Origin of the sequence: Aneurinibacillus sp. Ricciae_BoGa-3 (genome assembly GCF_028421645.1) — a bacterium.
Classification (GTDB): domain Bacteria; phylum Bacillota; class Bacilli; order Aneurinibacillales; family Aneurinibacillaceae; genus Aneurinibacillus_B.
The window spans coordinates 4,358,499-4,375,360 of sequence record NZ_CP116887.1 but is presented as its reverse complement, the minus strand read 5'-3'; the positions used below and the strand labels follow the sequence as shown (position 1 = coordinate 4,375,360).

Annotated in this window: 15 protein-coding genes and 3 pseudogenes; 7 read left to right on the top strand and 11 right to left on the bottom strand. The window is 39.4% G+C overall.

From position 1 onward, the window contains the following. Positions 1-270 precede the first annotated feature (270 nt). Positions 271-666: a hypothetical protein gene (locus PP175_RS22355; protein WP_272440426.1), complete on the top strand. Its 396-nt coding sequence runs from the start codon at positions 271-273 to the stop codon at positions 664-666. Between the two features lie 143 nt (positions 667-809). On the opposite strand, the gene PP175_RS22350 is transcribed toward PP175_RS22355, so the two are convergent. Further along, positions 810-1,181, bottom strand: coding sequence for a CBO0543 family protein (locus tag PP175_RS22350; RefSeq protein ID WP_272440425.1), 372 nt, complete (start codon positions 1,179-1,181; stop codon positions 810-812). A gap of 199 nt (positions 1,182-1,380) precedes the next feature. Here PP175_RS22350 and PP175_RS22345 point away from each other — a divergent pair, with 199 nt between their 5' ends. Continuing rightward, positions 1,381-1,932, top strand: coding sequence for an NADPH-dependent FMN reductase (locus tag PP175_RS22345; protein WP_272440424.1), 552 nt, complete (start codon positions 1,381-1,383; stop codon positions 1,930-1,932). Positions 1,933-2,196: 264 nt separating this feature from the next. On the opposite strand, the gene PP175_RS30145 is transcribed toward PP175_RS22345, so the two are convergent. Further along, positions 2,197-2,424, bottom strand: a complete 228-nt coding sequence (locus PP175_RS30145; RefSeq protein WP_442870399.1) for a MarR family winged helix-turn-helix transcriptional regulator — start codon at positions 2,422-2,424, stop codon at positions 2,197-2,199. A gap of 343 nt (positions 2,425-2,767) precedes the next feature. Here PP175_RS30145 and PP175_RS22340 point away from each other — a divergent pair, with 343 nt between their 5' ends. Together PP175_RS22340 and PP175_RS22335 are read left to right on the top strand one after the other, a co-directional pair. Then, entirely contained in the window at positions 2,768-4,744 is a 1,977-nt protein-coding gene (locus PP175_RS22340; protein WP_272440423.1) for a methyl-accepting chemotaxis protein, read from the top strand. 71 nt (positions 4,745-4,815) lie between these two features. Continuing rightward, positions 4,816-5,940 carry a type II asparaginase gene (locus PP175_RS22335; RefSeq protein ID WP_272440422.1) on the top strand — a complete coding sequence of 375 codons (1,125 nt, stop codon included), beginning with the start codon at positions 4,816-4,818 and terminating at the stop codon, positions 5,938-5,940. A 348-nt stretch (positions 5,941-6,288) separates the two neighbouring features. On the opposite strand, the gene gloA2 is transcribed toward PP175_RS22335, so the two are convergent. Then, on the bottom strand, positions 6,289-6,675 hold the full coding sequence (gloA2, locus tag PP175_RS22330; RefSeq protein ID WP_272440421.1) for an SMU1112c/YaeR family gloxylase I-like metalloprotein: 387 nt from the start codon (positions 6,673-6,675) through the stop codon (positions 6,289-6,291). Between the two features lie 99 nt (positions 6,676-6,774). On the opposite strand from gloA2, the gene PP175_RS22325 reads away from it, so the two are divergent. After that, positions 6,775-7,446, top strand: coding sequence for a BsuPI-related putative proteinase inhibitor (locus PP175_RS22325; RefSeq protein WP_272440420.1), 672 nt, complete (start codon positions 6,775-6,777; stop codon positions 7,444-7,446). Positions 7,447-8,029: 583 nt separating this feature from the next. On the opposite strand, the gene PP175_RS22320 is transcribed toward PP175_RS22325, so the two are convergent. The 4 genes from PP175_RS22320 to PP175_RS22305 all read right to left on the bottom strand — a co-directional run bounded on the left by PP175_RS22320 (position 8,030) and on the right by PP175_RS22305 (position 11,198). After that, positions 8,030-8,704 (bottom strand): PspA/IM30 family protein, encoded by a 675-nt coding sequence (locus PP175_RS22320; protein ID WP_272440419.1) that lies wholly within the window; start codon positions 8,702-8,704, stop codon positions 8,030-8,032. A 2-nt stretch (positions 8,705-8,706) separates the two neighbouring features. Continuing rightward, complete coding sequence (locus PP175_RS22315; RefSeq protein WP_272440418.1) at positions 8,707-8,997, bottom strand: hypothetical protein; 291 nt, start codon at positions 8,995-8,997, stop codon at positions 8,707-8,709. 163 nt (positions 8,998-9,160) lie between these two features. Continuing rightward, positions 9,161-10,534, bottom strand: a complete 1,374-nt coding sequence (locus tag PP175_RS22310) for a sensor histidine kinase (RefSeq protein WP_272440417.1) — start codon at positions 10,532-10,534, stop codon at positions 9,161-9,163. Beyond that, on the bottom strand, positions 10,524-11,198 hold the full coding sequence (locus PP175_RS22305; RefSeq protein ID WP_272440416.1) for a response regulator transcription factor: 675 nt from the start codon (positions 11,196-11,198) through the stop codon (positions 10,524-10,526). Before PP175_RS22305 ends, PP175_RS22310 begins: the two co-directional genes overlap by 11 nt. A 180-nt stretch (positions 11,199-11,378) precedes the next feature. Between PP175_RS22305 and PP175_RS22300 the strand changes: the two genes are divergently transcribed. After that, a complete protein-coding gene (locus tag PP175_RS22300; RefSeq protein WP_272440415.1) occupies positions 11,379-12,131 on the top strand; it encodes a hypothetical protein in 753 nt (250 codons plus the stop codon). 157 nt (positions 12,132-12,288) lie between these two features. Continuing rightward, on the top strand, positions 12,289-13,119 hold the full coding sequence (locus PP175_RS22295; RefSeq protein WP_272440414.1) for an STAS domain-containing protein: 831 nt from the start codon (positions 12,289-12,291) through the stop codon (positions 13,117-13,119). Between the two features lie 528 nt (positions 13,120-13,647). On the opposite strand, the pseudogene PP175_RS22290 reads toward PP175_RS22295, so the two are convergent. The 4 genes and pseudogenes from PP175_RS22290 to PP175_RS22275 form a co-directional block, all read right to left on the bottom strand. Continuing rightward, a pseudogene (locus PP175_RS22290) lies at positions 13,648-13,932 on the bottom strand (IS5/IS1182 family transposase); the annotation flags it as partial. Positions 13,933-14,022: 90 nt separating this feature from the next. Next, positions 14,023-15,385 (bottom strand): annotated as a pseudogene (locus tag PP175_RS22285) (transposase). A 251-nt stretch (positions 15,386-15,636) separates the two neighbouring features. Continuing rightward, positions 15,637-16,099 (bottom strand): annotated as a pseudogene (locus PP175_RS22280) (transposase); the annotation flags it as partial. Between the two features lie 157 nt (positions 16,100-16,256). Then, a complete protein-coding gene (locus tag PP175_RS22275) occupies positions 16,257-16,583 on the bottom strand; it encodes a hypothetical protein (protein WP_272440413.1) in 327 nt (108 codons plus the stop codon). Positions 16,584-16,862: the final 279 nt, after the last annotated feature.

Genomic DNA, 16,862 nt, shown 5'->3' with positions numbered 1-16,862 from the left:
TTAATATTACTGCGTTTTGATACATAAGGCCACTCATCCGAGTGGCCTTTTTTTTGCGGCTGGTGTGTCTATGGTGTGCCAACTTTTTAAAGTGCTGTGTCAGGGTTTATTTCAACAACATGCTTTCTAATTTCTCAGCAGCCTTTTCTGCATATCAGGAAGGACATGCAATATAAAGGCTCTTTATCACCGCTCATTTTGTATTAAAGAAACGGTTGTCTATATCACCTCATAGCTTGTTCTCATATTTATATAGGGGAGGTGATAAAAATGGCAACAACAGCTACGGTGGAAATTGGTTCGAGATGTATTATTAACAACAATGGACGCTTTTTCTTATTGGCTGAGATTGAAGCAAAGGCTCCTGGAGTAGAAATTGACCCGATTATCATTATTCGTATTACGGCTGAACAAGCTAGACGACTTCTTAGTGGTGGATTAAAACTATGTCCGATCACAAATAAGAGACCGCGTCCTACTCCAGGTACTAAAGTGGAGTTTAAATGTATCTTTATCGATAATGGTCGTGCGTTTTCTATTTTTGATGTGGAAAACAGTACAGATAATGCTGTACTGTTACGAATTCCTTTAGCGCTAGCTCGTCGATTAATTGCAAAAGGGGTTCGTCGTTGTACGGTTATCCGTCGCCCCTTTTTAGGTAGCTAAAATACCGTTACATCATATGAATCAGCCGTTTCCATGAAACGGCTTTTTTGTCTTTTCCTCTATTTTTATTCTTCTTTTAGTGATACCAATAGTTCAATATTATTCATGGTGCTTAATTTTTTAATGAACGATTCCGCGGTAACTCATTTCCCCTGAATACTTAGTTTCTCTAATTGAAAGACCTTATGGAAATAATAAAAAATCATATATAAGAAAAAATTAGCAAGGTATGACCATCCATAATTCCACCATTTCTCATGTGTCATATGGTGGGTAACCACATGTATCCATTCAATAGTGATACCAATGGTTGCAAAGACCAATATGTAAAGAGATAGCCAGCAGTATGTCTGCCGTTCAGGTAGCCATTGGATAAATAAGTATGTAACGACAATATAGATACCCCAGTCATCGCCTATAAGGGGGATTAAGGGATGATTTGTTGGATAAGTCCATAAAGCGTAATGCTGAATAATATTGTCTGTTGTAGCACCTAAAAGCCCTGCAAAGAACATACAGGAAATATCTCTCTCCATCGTTCAAAGGATGATATTCCCCCTTGTTAAGTTAGGATTATTTTCGCATAATTTACTAAATAATTGAAATATATAGAGGTGATAAACGTAATAATTTTTACCTATACATGGACGGAGAGAAGGACTTTTTGTTATTATAAAACTGTTTACATAGATTAATTAAAAGGAGAATTCAAAATTGCAATCATTAAGGTCAGAATTGCATATCGTTGGAATATGTGGGAGTTTACGTAAACATTCTCATAACCTTGGATTATTACGTGCTTTCGAGCAGGAATTACCAGATAATATTAAGTTTACCTTAGCGGATATTTCAGAAATCCCGTTTTTTAATGAAGACCGAGAACAACCCTATCCAGAAGCGGTTTTAAAACTTAAAGAAACATTGGATTCTGCTGATGCTTTGGTAATTAGCTCACCTGAGTATAATCTGTCTTATACAGGCGTACTTAAAAATGCATTAGAATGGGTATCACGCCGGTCGTTACAAACAAAACTAGCAGGTAAACCTGTTGCTCTTATTGGGGCTGCAGCTATTGGAGTTGGAGTGTCACAAAGTCATCTGCGAGATGTAATGTTCGCTTTGAATATGAAGGTGATAAATAGACCGATTGTACAGGTTGGATACACTCGTGAAAAGTTTGACAGTGAAGGGAATTTGAAAGATAACGTTACCAGGGATTTGCTAGTGCAGTTAAAAAATGCATTAATCGATGCTATTGTTACTTAGGTAATCTGAGGAGCAGGTTATTTTACTCAGTGGTTCCGGAGAGCAGCACGGGCATTTTATATAAGGTATTAGAATAAAAAGTCGATTACTTAATTCAAGTAATCGGCGAGCGAAAGAAAAGTGTAATGGGCGCCTAAGATTAAAATCCTACGGTGTTTTGTACTTTCATAGTCTTTTTCAATTGGTTTTATTATCGGTTCCGATATTTTATTTTCTCCTCTCATACTATATTACTCCGTTTTCATAATGAAATTTAAAATTCATTTAATTAATGTCTTCCACTGTTGATGCAATTCGAGCCAATTTCTCATAAATCTGCACCAAATTTTCCAGTTGCTCCGACTCTAAATGCTTAAAATAATAAGAAATTATTTCAAATCGCCTTTGTTTGGCTTTTTCTAAGACTTCTTTTCCTTTCTCTGTTAAATGGATAAAAACAACTCTGCGGTCATTTTCATCTCGGTCTCTAATTACCAATCTGTTTTTATGCAACCGTATCGATTTACTGAGTAAAAATACGTCAGTAATTTTTCGAAAACGTTTATATACAAATGATATTTAATCGTGTAAAAAATCTATTATTTTATCTAGCCACTCGAAAGATGCATTATATCAATTACAATGACGCATAGGTAGTATTGCTTATCTTTAGAGAAATACGTTTAATAATTTATAAAAAACATATAAAATGCATTAGTGTTAGGGAAATATATCTACAGAAAAAAGGGAGATGAGTGTATGTAGACGTGTGATTAGTTAAGAAATCCCGTTATTTTTACCTAGTCACATTTTGAATTTATACAAAGTCTGAGTGTTGCTTTAAGGGGAGATTAACATGAAAAAACGATTTGGAAAATCTTTAAGCATCAGAGGTAAATTAATTCTATCTTTTGCCCTTATCCTACTTTTGCCAGCCATCTTTATTGGATATTTCTCATATGAAACCGCAAAAAGTCGCATAGGAAACGAACTAATTAAAGCAGCACAACAAAATACTTCTCTATTAAATCAAGCTGTTGATCAAATGATCAGTCCGAAATTAAGCGATGCAAACTATTTAGCTCAACAACCGGTTATAAAAAATAATAATCTTATAAATTTAAGTCAACTTAAAGACAAATTTGATGAGTATCAAGCCTTACATAAAGAAAGCCAGCTTGTCTATATCGGTACATCAACTGGTAAATTCATTAGCTCTCCTTTTGTTGTGAACCCTCCCGATTACGATGCGCGTAAAAGGGGCTGGTATAAAGATGCGCTTGCCCGCAAAGGAGAAGTGGTCATTTCGAGCCCCTATGTCTCAGCTTCTGCTAAGAATATGGTGATTACAGTTTCTAAAGCATTAAATGACGGATCTGGTGTTATCGGGATCGATATTAGTTTAGCTCAATTAGGACAGACCGTAAAAGGCGTAAAAATTGGAAACAATGGGTACGTTACGATGTTGGATAAAGAAAAAAATTACTTGTTTAATCCAACTATAGAGGGTGGTACTGCCGCAACCGGTTCTTATATTGATCAGATGTACGCTTCAGATTCCGGCGAAATGCAGTTTACCCTTCAAAACAAACCAAAGGAAATGGTCTTTCTAACAAATCCTACTACTGGGTGGAAACTTGCCGGTGTCATGGATTCTCAAGAGATTCAAAATGAAGCGGCCCCTATTTTCAACAACATGTTAGTGGTTATACTTGTATTCTTAGTGATTGGCGGTATTATCATTTACTTTAACATCCGCTCCTTCACACGGCCTCTTATGCATCTTATGTCAGCCACGAATAAAATAAGCAAAGGTGATTTGAAAGAACGCATTGAAATCACTTCAACGGACGAGTTCGGCAAACTCAGTAATCATTTTAATGAAATGGCAGATTCCCTTCATGCCGTTATTAACGAAGTTTCAGAAAACACAACGCAATTAGCTGCTTACTCTGAACAACTGACAGCCAGTGCTGAACAAAATAGCAAAGCGAGTGAGCAAATTGCTGATGTTATTCAAGAAGTAGCGGTAGGCTCAGACAATCAAGTACAAACCGTAGAAAAGACCACGGAAATCATTATGAACCTATCACAAAATATGAAGGATATTGAAGTTAATTCAGAAAGCTTAACGTACAAGGCCGTTGAAACAGAGGAAAAATCACAACAAGGAAACAAAGCGATTAGTACTACCATGAATCAAATGAGTGAAATTAACGAAACCGTCATGGGATTATCAACCGTAATTAAAGAGTTAGGCGAACATTCGGAAGAGATTGGGAAAATTATTGAGGTTATTACCAATATTGCCGAACAAACCAACCTTTTAGCTTTAAATGCGGCTATAGAAGCCGCTAGAGCGGGAGAGCACGGGCGTGGATTTTCAGTCGTAGCCGATGAAGTACGGAAATTAGCGGAACAATCCGGCCAATCCGCTCAACAAATTGCTGTGTTGGTTTCCGCCATCCAAACAGAAACCGTAAAGGCTGTAGAAACAATGGAAACAACCACCGCTCAAGTGAAAGAAGGTATTGATGTAGTAAATACAGCTGGTAAATCATTCAATGATATTCAGGAATCTATCAAAGAAGTTACGGAACAAATCAAGGGGATTTCAGCTTCGATGGTTAAAATGTCAGCAGAAACAGAAGACGTGTTCCAATCTATTAATCTCATTAAAACTGTATCAGAGGACACTTCCGGCGGGATGCAAAATATATCGGCTTCTACAGAAGAACAATTAGCTTCTATGCAAGAGATTACAGCGTCGTCTAGTTCTTTATCAAAAATGGCTGAAAACCTGCAAACCTTGATAAACAAGTTTACTTTATAAGCGTACAAAGTTATAAGCACAGTAAGAATGAAATCTATTACATATTTCTTAAGAACTGGGGGCTTTTCTAGATGAAACCAACATTTAAAAAAATTCTTAGCACCACTCTTCTTATGGCGTTAGGCGCATCAGGTTTTCAAACCGCATCTTTTGCCGCGACAACGCCAGCCAACAACAAAGCGGTCACTTTATCACAGTCGGCTGCTAACCATCTTAAAAATATTAAAATTTTAGCTACTGGAGGAACCATTGCGGGTACGGGAACTTCCAATACACAAACTACCGGCTATACAGCTGGGGTTTTGGGCGTCGATGCTTTGATTAAGGCCGTTCCTGGCTTAGATAAAGTCGCTAATATTTCAGGAGAACAAGTTGCGAATATTGACAGCTCCGCTATGACAAACGAAATCTGGTTAAAACTCGCAAAAGAAGTCAATGCTCAGTTAGCGAAACCAGATGTTGATGGGGTTGTCATCACACATGGTACGGATACCTTGGAAGAAACAGCGTATTTCCTTAATCTTGTTGTGCATTCTGATAAACCAGTTGTTTTAGTAGGTTCTATGAGACCTGCTACGGCTACAAGTGCAGATGGCCCAATGAACCTTTATAATGCGGTGGCACTTGCTTCAAGCAATGCGGCAAAAGGGAAAGGGGTTTTAGTTTCCTTGAATGATCAAATTAACGGGGCCCGGGATGTAACGAAAACGAATACTACGAATATGGATACATTTAAAAGCCCTGAACTCGGATACATGGGATATATGCTTGGTGGAAAAGCCCATTTCTATAATCAATCGACAAAAAGGCATACAACTAACTCTGAGTTTTCTGTTGATGATCTAAAATCCTTACCGCGAGTTGATATTGTTTATAGCCATGAAAATGATGGCCGTGAATTCGTAGATGCAGCTGCTAAGGCAGGAGCCAAAGGGATTATCCATGCTGGGACAGGGGATGGTAGTGTATACCCGGTAACCAAAGAGGGGTTGCTAGATGCACAGAAAAAAGGCATCGTGGTTGTGCGCAGTTCACGTGTAGGAAATGGTATTGTTTCTCACGAGGCCGATGATGACGTTAATCATTTCGTAACCTCTGATAACCTTAATCCTCAAAAAGCACGCGTTCTGCTTATGCTGGCTTTAACCAAAACAAATGATCCATCTGAAATCCAAAGAATGTTTGATGAATATTAAAAACAATATTTAAGTAAACATTAAAAAAGAATTTGTATGTGGCGACCTTTTCTCGGTAATCTCAGAGAGAAAGGTCGCTATTTTTATTGGGATCTCTTTGAGCAATAATCAGCTTGCTCATAGTTCAGCGTCATGGAATGTACTCGTTGTATATCACGAAGGCAAAAAAAGAGCCCATAGCCTGTGGCTATGGACCAAAAAAGGGTGGAGAACTATATAGGAGTTGAATAAGCTAACGTCTACTCTCGTTAGCAAAAAACATTATAACACTAGACAAAAATAATAAGCCGTATTCAGAAAATGTTCACCTAATGTTCAAAAAGATCCGGAGACATAGAAAGATAAATCTCACTTTTCATACAGTTCAAGTGGCAGTCCATCCGGATCATTAAAGAAGGTGAATTTTTTATCGGTATGTACATCTAAACGAATCGGTTCAACAGAGATGCCCATCGATTGCAGTTCATTAACCGTTGTATGGATATCATCGACTTCAAAAGCTAAGTGCCTCAATCCACTGGCTTCTGGATAGCTTGGCCTTGCCGGAGGATTCGGAAAGGAAAATAACTCGATTTGATAATCCTCACCTACTTGTAAGTCCAGTTTGTAAGAATTCCTTTCGGCACGATACGTTTCTCCGAGAATTTTCAAACCTAATAACTCAACATAAAAATGCTTAGACGCCTTATAATTGGCACAGATGATCGCTACGTGATGAATCTTGTTTAACTTCATCGTACACCCCCGCTTCAATTAGCTTGTGATTTATTGAATGTTGCACACTTCATTATAACTTGCAGCGTTATAAGGGTATAACACCCAGGAGGTATTGGTATGATAAAACTAAATGTAAAATCTCTCGCGATTGGTGTCGTCATTGGCAGTGTATGTACTACAGGAGTTAGTTTTGCAGCAGTTGCGGGATTAACGCAAATTTCAGTTGATTTAAATCCAGTGGCCATTAAAATTGATGACAAATTGGTCGAACAGTCGAAAGCTAACACTTTCAACAATGGAAAGACGACGGTTCCGCTATCCATGGTTTATCAGGGAACGACCTATGTCCCCCTCCGTTTTTTGAGTGAGGCTTTAAACAAACAAGTCGAATGGAGTGATCGTTCAATTTCTATCAAAAATAAAGGCATTTTGGCCGGTTCCATTGAAAGTTCTCTCACATATGATGGGCAAGGCTCATTATTGTTTACTATTAAAAATCAAACAGAAGACGTTCAAGCGTTAACATTTAACACGGGCCAGAGATATGATTATATCATTTGGGACGATAAAGGACAAAGAATTCAACAGTATTCATCCGGCAGGATGTTTAATCAGTTAGTCTCAACAGAAAGTTTAAAACAAGGGGAAGAGAAAACATATACGGCCCCTCTTAGCCGCTTGAAAAAAGGAAAGTATAAAGCGGAGTTTTGGCTTGCAACGCAAAGCGCTAATTTGAGCAAAACGATCCCATTTGAAGTAACACAGGATTTAACGGACGCTTCTGAATAGGATTTAAAAAATACAGTTTCAATAAAAAACCCGCGTATCGGCGGGTTTCTTTCATGTAGCATAACTTTGAGGGACTGCAATCGGCTTAAACGGATTGTTACAACCACCGACTCCGCACTGGATGTGCCTAAACTATTGTAATAAAAAAGGAGCCTACTTAAATATAAAATCGCAAAATATTTAGCCAATTTACTTCTATCCCAAAGGGTTGCACATATAAACTTATAATAAAGTTGATGATGTTGGTATACTAGCCCAAATATTACATGTGGAAAAATACAAAACATCTGCCACAATAGTCATAGTAATAATTTGTGGAGAGCAGAGTGATAGAATGCAGTGGTTGATAGAATTTTTCGTAGACATAATCGTTGATCTCATTTTGAAAGGTATATTTATCGGGGTCTCCACATTAATGAAAGGCATAGTCCAATTCGTTTCCGTTTGCTCAAGTTACCTGGTAAACCGAGGCAAGCCGCAATAAAAATTGCTGTCTAAAGGAGCGTATCCATACAAAGTAGAAAGAAGAACCGTTTCAGCTGGGAAACGGTTCTTTAAATCTTAGACAGACAAAATCAGGGAATTACGCTGTCTCTTGCTTCGTTTGTTTTAACTTATCTAATTCTAGCTGTACTTCTTCTTGAAGGGCGGAGTCTACCAGATAGGGAGAAACATCCTTTGATGCCTGATACAGTTGGCTGCCTGCTTCGGCCTCAGCTTCCATCCTTATAATTCTTTCCTCCGCACGGGCAAAGCTATGGGCTATATTATCGCCACTATTAAATGAAGCAAATGACTGATTCATCTGTTTGATAGATTGGGCGACATTCGCTCGAGATATCAGAAGGAGGCGTCTATTCTGTAGTTCATTATACTTCTCTTTTAATTCATTTAACTTATCAAGCAGCAGCGCGGTCTGGTTTTTGATCGTTTCATATTGATCCAGATACAGGTTTAACTTTTTTTCCTGGAGCAATTTTTCCTGGAGAGCCAGCTTTGCGATGGCCTCTTCCCCTTGATCCACAGCCAGCTTGGCCTGTCGCGTCCTCTTCATAACGGAAAGGTCGGCGTCAGCGATAAAAGCCATTTGCCTCTTCTCCAAATACAGCTGGTTCGCATATGCCTGCTGTCCTCTGGCAATTTCCTCTTCCATCTCCCGCACGTAATGATTCAGCATCTTAATCGGATCCTCTGCCTGATCGAGCAGGGCATGGATCTCTGCGGTTGCTATGTCTTTAATCCGTTTTACTATTTTCATAATTATGGTTCCTCCTTATGTTTTGTTTGGCGTTTTTCCCATTCGTCAAGGAAATCAACTTCATCGCGGGTAACCGTATGATAGGTAACAGGCAACTCCATTAGCGATTGGCTTACTGATTGGTTCCTTCTTCGCTTCTGCAGCCATGCAACGACAAGCACCACAGCGGCTAACCAGAACAAAAGGGTTACAGCAGTCCCAATGAAATGAAAACCTTCCATAGCGTGGTATTCTCGCATAAAATGGTGTCCATGCATAACGTAGATTTGGCGATAATCATCACCTGGGTTCATTGTCTTTCCTCCTCTTGCTTGTCCTGCTAACGGTTTTGATTATAGAGAGTGAAAGTGAAAAATAGGAGAAATCAAGCATCGACAGGGAAAGTGCCGGATAATGGCAAGGACAGCTGTGTTGGTGATGGCCTTCTATCAGAAAAAAACAGCGTGCCGGGTTACGTCACGCTGTTTCATCCACAACAGGCATTATGATGGTAAATGTACTTCCTTTTCCTAACGTACTGGCAACCTGGATGGTTCCATGATGCGCTTCTACGATCCACTTCGCGATTGCCAAACCCAATCCGGTGCCTCCCATTTGTCTGGATCTGTTCTTGTCGACTCTATAAAATCGGTCAAAGATGTGTTCCTGTTCTTCCGGCGGAATACCGATGCCTGAATCCTGAACAACGATCTGCAGGGCCGGTTGTTTTTCATATGCTTGAACTAAAAGCGTAAGGCTAACCTCTCCGCTATCTGGCGTGTATTTGATCGCATTATCCAGCAGGATATAGAGCAACTGTTTTATCCTTTCATGGTCACCTTGAATTACCAGGCGTGAAGGTGCTTTTAAGCGAAGGCTCAGCATCTTCGAATTGGCAAGTGTTTGCGTGGATTGAACCAATTGCTCGACAGACGGAACCAAATCAAATCTTTCGAGCTGAAGATGAGGTGATCCGGAATCGGAGCGTGCCAGTGTTAATAGATTACCAACCAAATGGGTCATCCGTTTTACTTCGTCTTTCATATTCGACATAATCTTTTGTGAGAAATCCGATAGATGTTCCCCTTCCTCCATCTGCAGAACATCCAGCGACGAATTTAGGATGCTGAGAGGCGTGCGCAGCTCATGAGAAGCGTCCGCGACAAATTCGCGCTGCCGGTTGAACGATCTTCGTATCGGAATCATGGCCCTTTTGGACATGAAATAACTAAGAAGCAGCGCGATCCCAAGAAACAAAACGCCTAATATAACCAGCGTGGTGAGCAGCTGGTGAATGAGCTGGTTGTAAAACGAAATATCTTTTCCTATATAGAAAATACCTACCAGTTGGTCCCCCTGGAAAAGGGCCCTTCCGGTCATCATCAAATCGATGGACCGGTGCCTGTCATGTCCGTGGGGGTGAATATCAACGGTTGCATAGCGTATATCGTTTTCCTGTGGCACCCAGCCCTGTAAGAGTTGCAAAATCTGAGGCTGTAAAGGGTGAATGACTTCGTCTCCAAAAAGCAGCTGTCCATTTGGGCGGACTACATAGTAGAAGAATTGGGTTCCGCTTTCTTGATTTGCGCGAAGATTGTCAAGCTCCCGCGCGCTGATTGCATCATCTTGTATGGCGTTTCGAATAATATTTCCCTGCTGGAAGGCGATTGATTCGAGCTCCTGTTTCTGTTGATAAGAAATAATCGTGTTTATTAAGAAGTAAACAATAAGAATAAACAGCATTAGAAAAACCATAATCAGCACGCTGTACTGAAGGGTCAACCGATTTTGCGTGTGGATAAAGAGATCCTTTTTCCAATCACGAATGCGTGACTTCCAATCAAAAATCAAGTTTATATCCCACCCCGCGAATGCTTTGAATGATGTCTTTTGAATCGCGGCCGTATAATTTCTTGCGCAGCAATTTAACGGTCGCATCAATCGTTTTCATAGACGCTTCAGAATCATATCCCCAAACTCTGTCATAAATAATCTCGCGCGATAAAACCTGTCCTTTGTTACGAATAAGTAAATCCAGCAGTTGAAATTCCCTCGGAGTTAACAGAATTTCTTTATCTTCATAAGAGACCGTGCGATTGGTAAGATTGACTATGATATTTTGCAGTTGAACAATCTGCTCCTGAATCGGAGCATAGTTGCGGCGTGCCAGCGCCCGGATTCTGGCCAGAAGTTCATCTGTTTCAAAAGGCTTGACTAAATAATCATCCGCACCAGCATCGAGCCCTTTGACCCTGTCTTCCAGCCCATCTTTCGCCGTTAGCATAATGATCGCCCCTGAATAACCTTTTTTCCGAAGCCGGCTGCAAATGCTAACTCCTTCTTCACCCGGCATCATCCAATCAAGAATAAGTACATCATATGGCGTTTCCACCGTGTAATCATATACATCGTTGCCGTTTGTAACCCATGTTACCTGGTATCCTGCTTTTTTTTTCAGAAGGTGGGTAATCAGTTCACCGAGGCGTATATCGTCTTCAGCCAATAAAATATTCAAAAATAACACTCCCTATATAAAATAAGTACGCGTTAAATCGCTGCTTATCTTTTTGATTGTATACGATGTTGGTGAAAAATGAGTAAAAATAATTTCCTTCATAATTTCACCATTTTTTCACCAACCTTGTCTAAATTAATTACTGTCCAAAACAAAACCTAAACATAAGGAGTGTTACTGATGAAAAAATTACTTACCCTTGCTTCTGCTGGAGTGGCTGTTCTTGCCATAGCAAGTTCTGCTTATGCTGCTACAACCAGTACAACCACTTCAACTGGTTCAACCGCTACTGCAGCGACACAACAAGCAGCTGTGGCCCATCAACACAAAGGGCAATTTAACAACCAGCAACTGTTGACATTATTGAACGTGGATGCCACCACACTGCAGCAGGATTTGAAAGCAGGTAAGTCTTTAGCAGATATCGCTTCTGCGCAGGGAGTAGACGAACAAAAGGTAATTGACTTATTGGTAAGCCAACAGTCTCAAAGATTGGACCAGGCTCTGCAATCGGGAAAATTAACACAGGATCAAGTAACCAAAAAGAAAGCGGATTTGCAAAGTGAAATCAAGAACAGAGTAGAACATAAAGGCGAATTTGGTTTTGAAGGAAAACATGGTGACCGCGGAGGACAATTCAAGGATGCAGCATCTGTGCTGGGAATGAACCCGCAGGACGTGTTGACCCAATTAAAGTCTGGAAAATCTCTCGCACAGATCGCGCAGAGCAAAGGCATCAGTGAAACCGATTTAGTAAATCAATTGCTTCAAAAGGATAAAGATCGCTTAACTAAAATGGTTGAACAAACATGGAATCAGAAGCAGCACAGAACGAACGCCGATGGCGAAACGAATGACGCTGCTACAGCATCCAGCAGTACGAATACCCCTTCTACAAGCACAACCTCTGACACAATTAGCAATGCACAATAAGAAAAAACCCCGCTTCTTCTGGAGCGGGGTTTTTTTATGACTCCCATCATAAACAGGCCTGGGCTGAAATTCTTCCCACTAATGTCTGTATTATCTTACTTTCTCTTTGGGTTGTAAGATATAATAGAACTATAATGAAGGTGGGGATGTGGGAATTATGAGCCCGATTTCAAAGGTTGCTAAATATTTTATTGAACACGCACAATCATTGGCTGCTGAAATCGTTGAGACTATCATTGATAGAATGAAGTTGGAGCCTGTTCTGCTTGAAGGCGAAAAAGAGCAGGCAGTGAACGTATACGCGGAATTTTTGGGTTTTCTGGGTCGCTCTTTTGCATCCAAAGAAGTAGAAGCACCTGAGGGGCTTGTAACCTGGAGTAAAAAGAATGGGGAGCAGGAGGCCTCCTGCCGTGGGAAAATTTCTGAAATTATCATGCGTTATCCCGCTACGCGAATGGTTTTCGCGGAATATGTGATGAAAGTTAGCATCCTCTATGGATTAACGATAGAGGAAGTTGTATTTATAAATACGCGAATTAATTATTTGCTGGATATTAGTATTAATGAAACGGTTCTTGCTTTTGAACGCCTCAAAGACAAAATCATTAAAGAAACACAGGACGAGATCAATGAGCTATCAGCACCTGTGGTCCCTATTGAAGATGGCATTGCCGTACTTCCGTTGATTGGGTCAATCGACTCTTACAGAGCCAACTATATCGTTGAAAAAGTTATTCCCAAAATCACCGAATTGAGCGTTACATGCCTGGTAATTGACTTTTCTGGCATCCAGATTATCGACACAGCCGTTGCGAATCATGTGTTTAAAATCCACAGCGTACTTCGGCTGCTAGGGATAAATGCCATCGTAACAGGGATACGCCCTGAGTTAGCACAGACAGTCGTTGGGGCAGGCATCGATTTTTCAACGATTGAGGTATATGCTAATGTTCAGCAGGCATTGGAAGAGATAAAAGCAAAGTCATAACAAACACATCGTCCTGAGCATGACGTAAAAGGGCTTTTTTTTTGGCATAAAATACATAGCTTGCATATAGTATAAGAGAGTTAAAGTATACAAATTTTTTATTTAGTCAAGGGTTAAATAAAATATTAATATAAAATTTACAAAAACTTAACAATGTGTTACAATAATTTTACAAAATAAAAGGGAAAAGGAGGCGGACTGCATGTTTCAGTTCATGAAGGTTAATACTAAGAGAGGTATTGAGAAAATTTTGCCCCACTATGGTACTGTAGTTAAGGAATCGGAGCAATTTGTCTACCTTCTATTCCAAGACGGTCTGTGTAAAGTTCCTGTAGAGGAATATAAGAAAATGTAGGTCAACAAAAAAGAGCCAGTCTGCCTGAGGGCACTGAAAAACCGAAGGTTTTTCAAAGACGGTAAAAAGCAACATTAAAAAAGACGACTTTAAAATTTCTAAATGTGAATTTTAAGTCGTCTTTTTATATTCAAAGGGGCTATTTCGCCACTATTCTTCATCGATTCGTTTCAATATTCTTTTTGTTCTGTATGTTCATTTGATTTGATACTTACAGAATAAGTTTTACTTTTAGCACCTTCCTTATAACATCCATCTTTAAACGGGCAGTGTTTACATTTTTCTATATTAAAATAGTACGTATAAACTTGGTTTGTACCTTCCCCTTTTTTTCCTTGTTTTGCTTTCCTGATAGCCATATGTCCTGCCTTACAGACATACATTCCAGCATCTTTATTAAATTCAAATTCATCTTCTTTTGAACGAAAACCTTGCGTGACAGAAGGGTTTAATTTAGCTGAATCAATTTCATAGTTACTTTTGCTCGGATGCTAAGACTCTCAGAATTTCAATATTTTCATTTTAAAACGACCGTAGGTCGTAATGTGTTACGCTGCTTTGCAATTTAATCTAGTGTTAATACGGTCAACAGCAATTTTACAAGCGTTGAATAGTAAGCATGTTAAATCTACTTGAACTCTTGCAAGTTCTCCTAAGCGATATCGTAGGTTATTTAGCTGGAAGTATTCTTTTAAATAGGCATTTACTCGTTCAACAGAAGTGCGTTCTTTATAAAGTTTTTTCCATGCTTTACTACCTCGTGATGGAGCAGGATAACGTCGTAAATCCGTTGTCTTTTTGATTTTAATAATTTTTTGACATAGCGTATCATGCGCAAGCGGACAATCTTTACATTCGTTCGGTCTGGAATATTTCAGCGTCTCGTATTTCATATCATAGCTGTCATACTGATAGGAATGTTCCCGTACACACGTAGGGGCAAAATGCTTGTCAACACCGATAGGTGGTGCTTCGTTGCGCTTGTTATACGCAATAATACCGTCCGCCTTCATGCGATAAATTTGTTCATAAATTGGTTTGTAATCATAGCCAGCATCCGCCATCACTTTCGTGATGTTTAGGAAAGGAAATCGCTCAGCTAGTCCTTTTAGCAAGGGAATGGCGGCTTTAGCATCATTCATGTTCCCTGAAGAAAGCAAGTTAACCAGAATGTATTGGCTTTTGGTTTCAACAGCCAGGTGAAGCTTATATCCATACCAGTAAACATGTTTGTTCTCGGAATTTTTCTTAATTCCCTAACGAGGAGAACAGGGCATCTCTTTCTGAAGTTCACCGAAGGTATGGTTTAATTGTTTGTCAATTTTCTGTTCAAAAGAGGAAGTGCGTTTTGAATTTCCTCTTGTTCTTTTTTCCATGATTCCACGTCTTCTTTTTTCTTGCGACCCGTTTTTTCGGTTCTTTGACAGGTCCTTCCACCTTACTTTCTTGCTTTTGTGGAGCCTGGTCTCTCGCTTCAATGTGGGTAGCATCGATTGCAATATGTTCACCATCTATGAAGCCTTCTTTAATTGCATGTAAAAGAAATTCATGGTTCATTTCATTCAACACATTGGATGTTTTCATTTTTTGGACCAAACGTGAAAAAGAAGCTTCAGACGGAACTCGATCCGAAAGAGCAAAACCGCAGTCTAAAAAGAACAGCATGTCTTTTTTCAATCGACGAACAAGAAGTTTAATCGTTGGAATGCCTTCTAAAATACGGGCAAACAGTGAATAGATCATGGATGCATAATTAAGCGATTGTGGAGCACCCTCTCTTACCTTCTTGGATACAATTGTGAGTAGCGGCATAATATTAATGCATTCAAAAATTGCTTCAAAACGATGGGTAGGTTCTAAATCTAATAAATCTTGCAGGGAAAACAAACAGCCTTGACGAATTGAATACATGAGGAGAACACCCTTTCTCATTGAGTTGTCTGGACAACTACTCTATTCGAGATTTGAGGAGGTACTCCTTTTTTCTATGCTCGTTGAACCTTACGGTTCAAGGGTTGTGAATTATGAAATTGATTCAGCTACTAATTTTATTTCATTCTCACTAGCATATTGGATATTTCCCTTTTCAGAGTAAGCAGCATCACCGATTATAGTTTCAATCTGCATCCCCGCTTTAATACTTTTTTCAATCAGTGTTTCTAATTGTAGCGAGCTTTTGTATGGGTGGCATCCATGATAATGGATTTACTTTTGATAATTTCTTTTTCAATAGCAATTTCAAGCAGTTTTATTGATAAGCATGTCCAAGAGGTTTATATCTTTTAAACGAAGCTTTCGGAACTTAGTTAAAGAACTGGGTTCGATTACTGGCTCCTCTGGAGCCATGTTAAGAAAATACTTAAAAGACATGTCGTATTTAGAACGCTCAACCACATCGGCATCAAACAGGTCATAGATTGACTTCAACAATAAATATTTGAACATACGAATAGGGTCCACGGCGTTCCGACCATTATCATGGCAATATTTGTCTTTAAGTTCATCATAAACAAAAAAGAAGTTGGTCAAATCGTTAATTTTACGCAACACATTATCCTTTGGAACAACCAAATCATAAATAGCCGAATATGGACTGAAAATCATTGACTGTTGATTTTTAATCATAGTACCCACCCGTTTGAAATTGATACTATAATTATACAGCAAAAAAGGTATAATTCCCTCAATAACGGGGTATTATACCTTTTTCACATTTAAGGGCACTTTTTCAGTGCCCTCGTCTGCCTTGGCTCTTTTTTTATTTATAGGAAATTAAATGGGTTCAATCTACTATTTCCCTGTAACGGCTGAAATATTTCTCCGTTTTCAGCGCGCTGCTGCGTCCGGTTAAGTCGACATCGGTATGATCGTCGCCGAATTTATCGGCCATATGTTTTGCTAGGTGCAATTTTAACCCCGCATCTTCGTAATCCCTAATAATTGATTTCAACTCGCTTATGACAACAATCGTCGGTTTCCCCAAAAGAATGAACGAACCTTCCTCGCTGCTGCGGCTTGTCTCCAGCAGTACCCAGCCACTGCTTAAATGTTCATTAATTGCTTTTGTCTCTGAGTCATGAAATCTTTTTGTTTGCAGTATATGCTCCATAACGAGACCCTCCTTCTTCATAGTACTGCGGCTGTTAGCTATTACTATTTACGAAAATGATCATCAATAAACAGAAAACGGCCGGGAACAAGGAAAAGCGTGTATGTTTATATTCCCTAATGTGTAAAGTTGAAAACGCACAGAAAGACGGCTGGATTCTCCTGTCAGTAGAAGTAGATGCCAATCTTGCGTCTTTTCGAATTGAAACGGAGTTGGAGGAAGGTGAACTTGTCGTATAAGCTTTACAAGTGTAGTTTAGCAATAGAGCAGGTGACAACG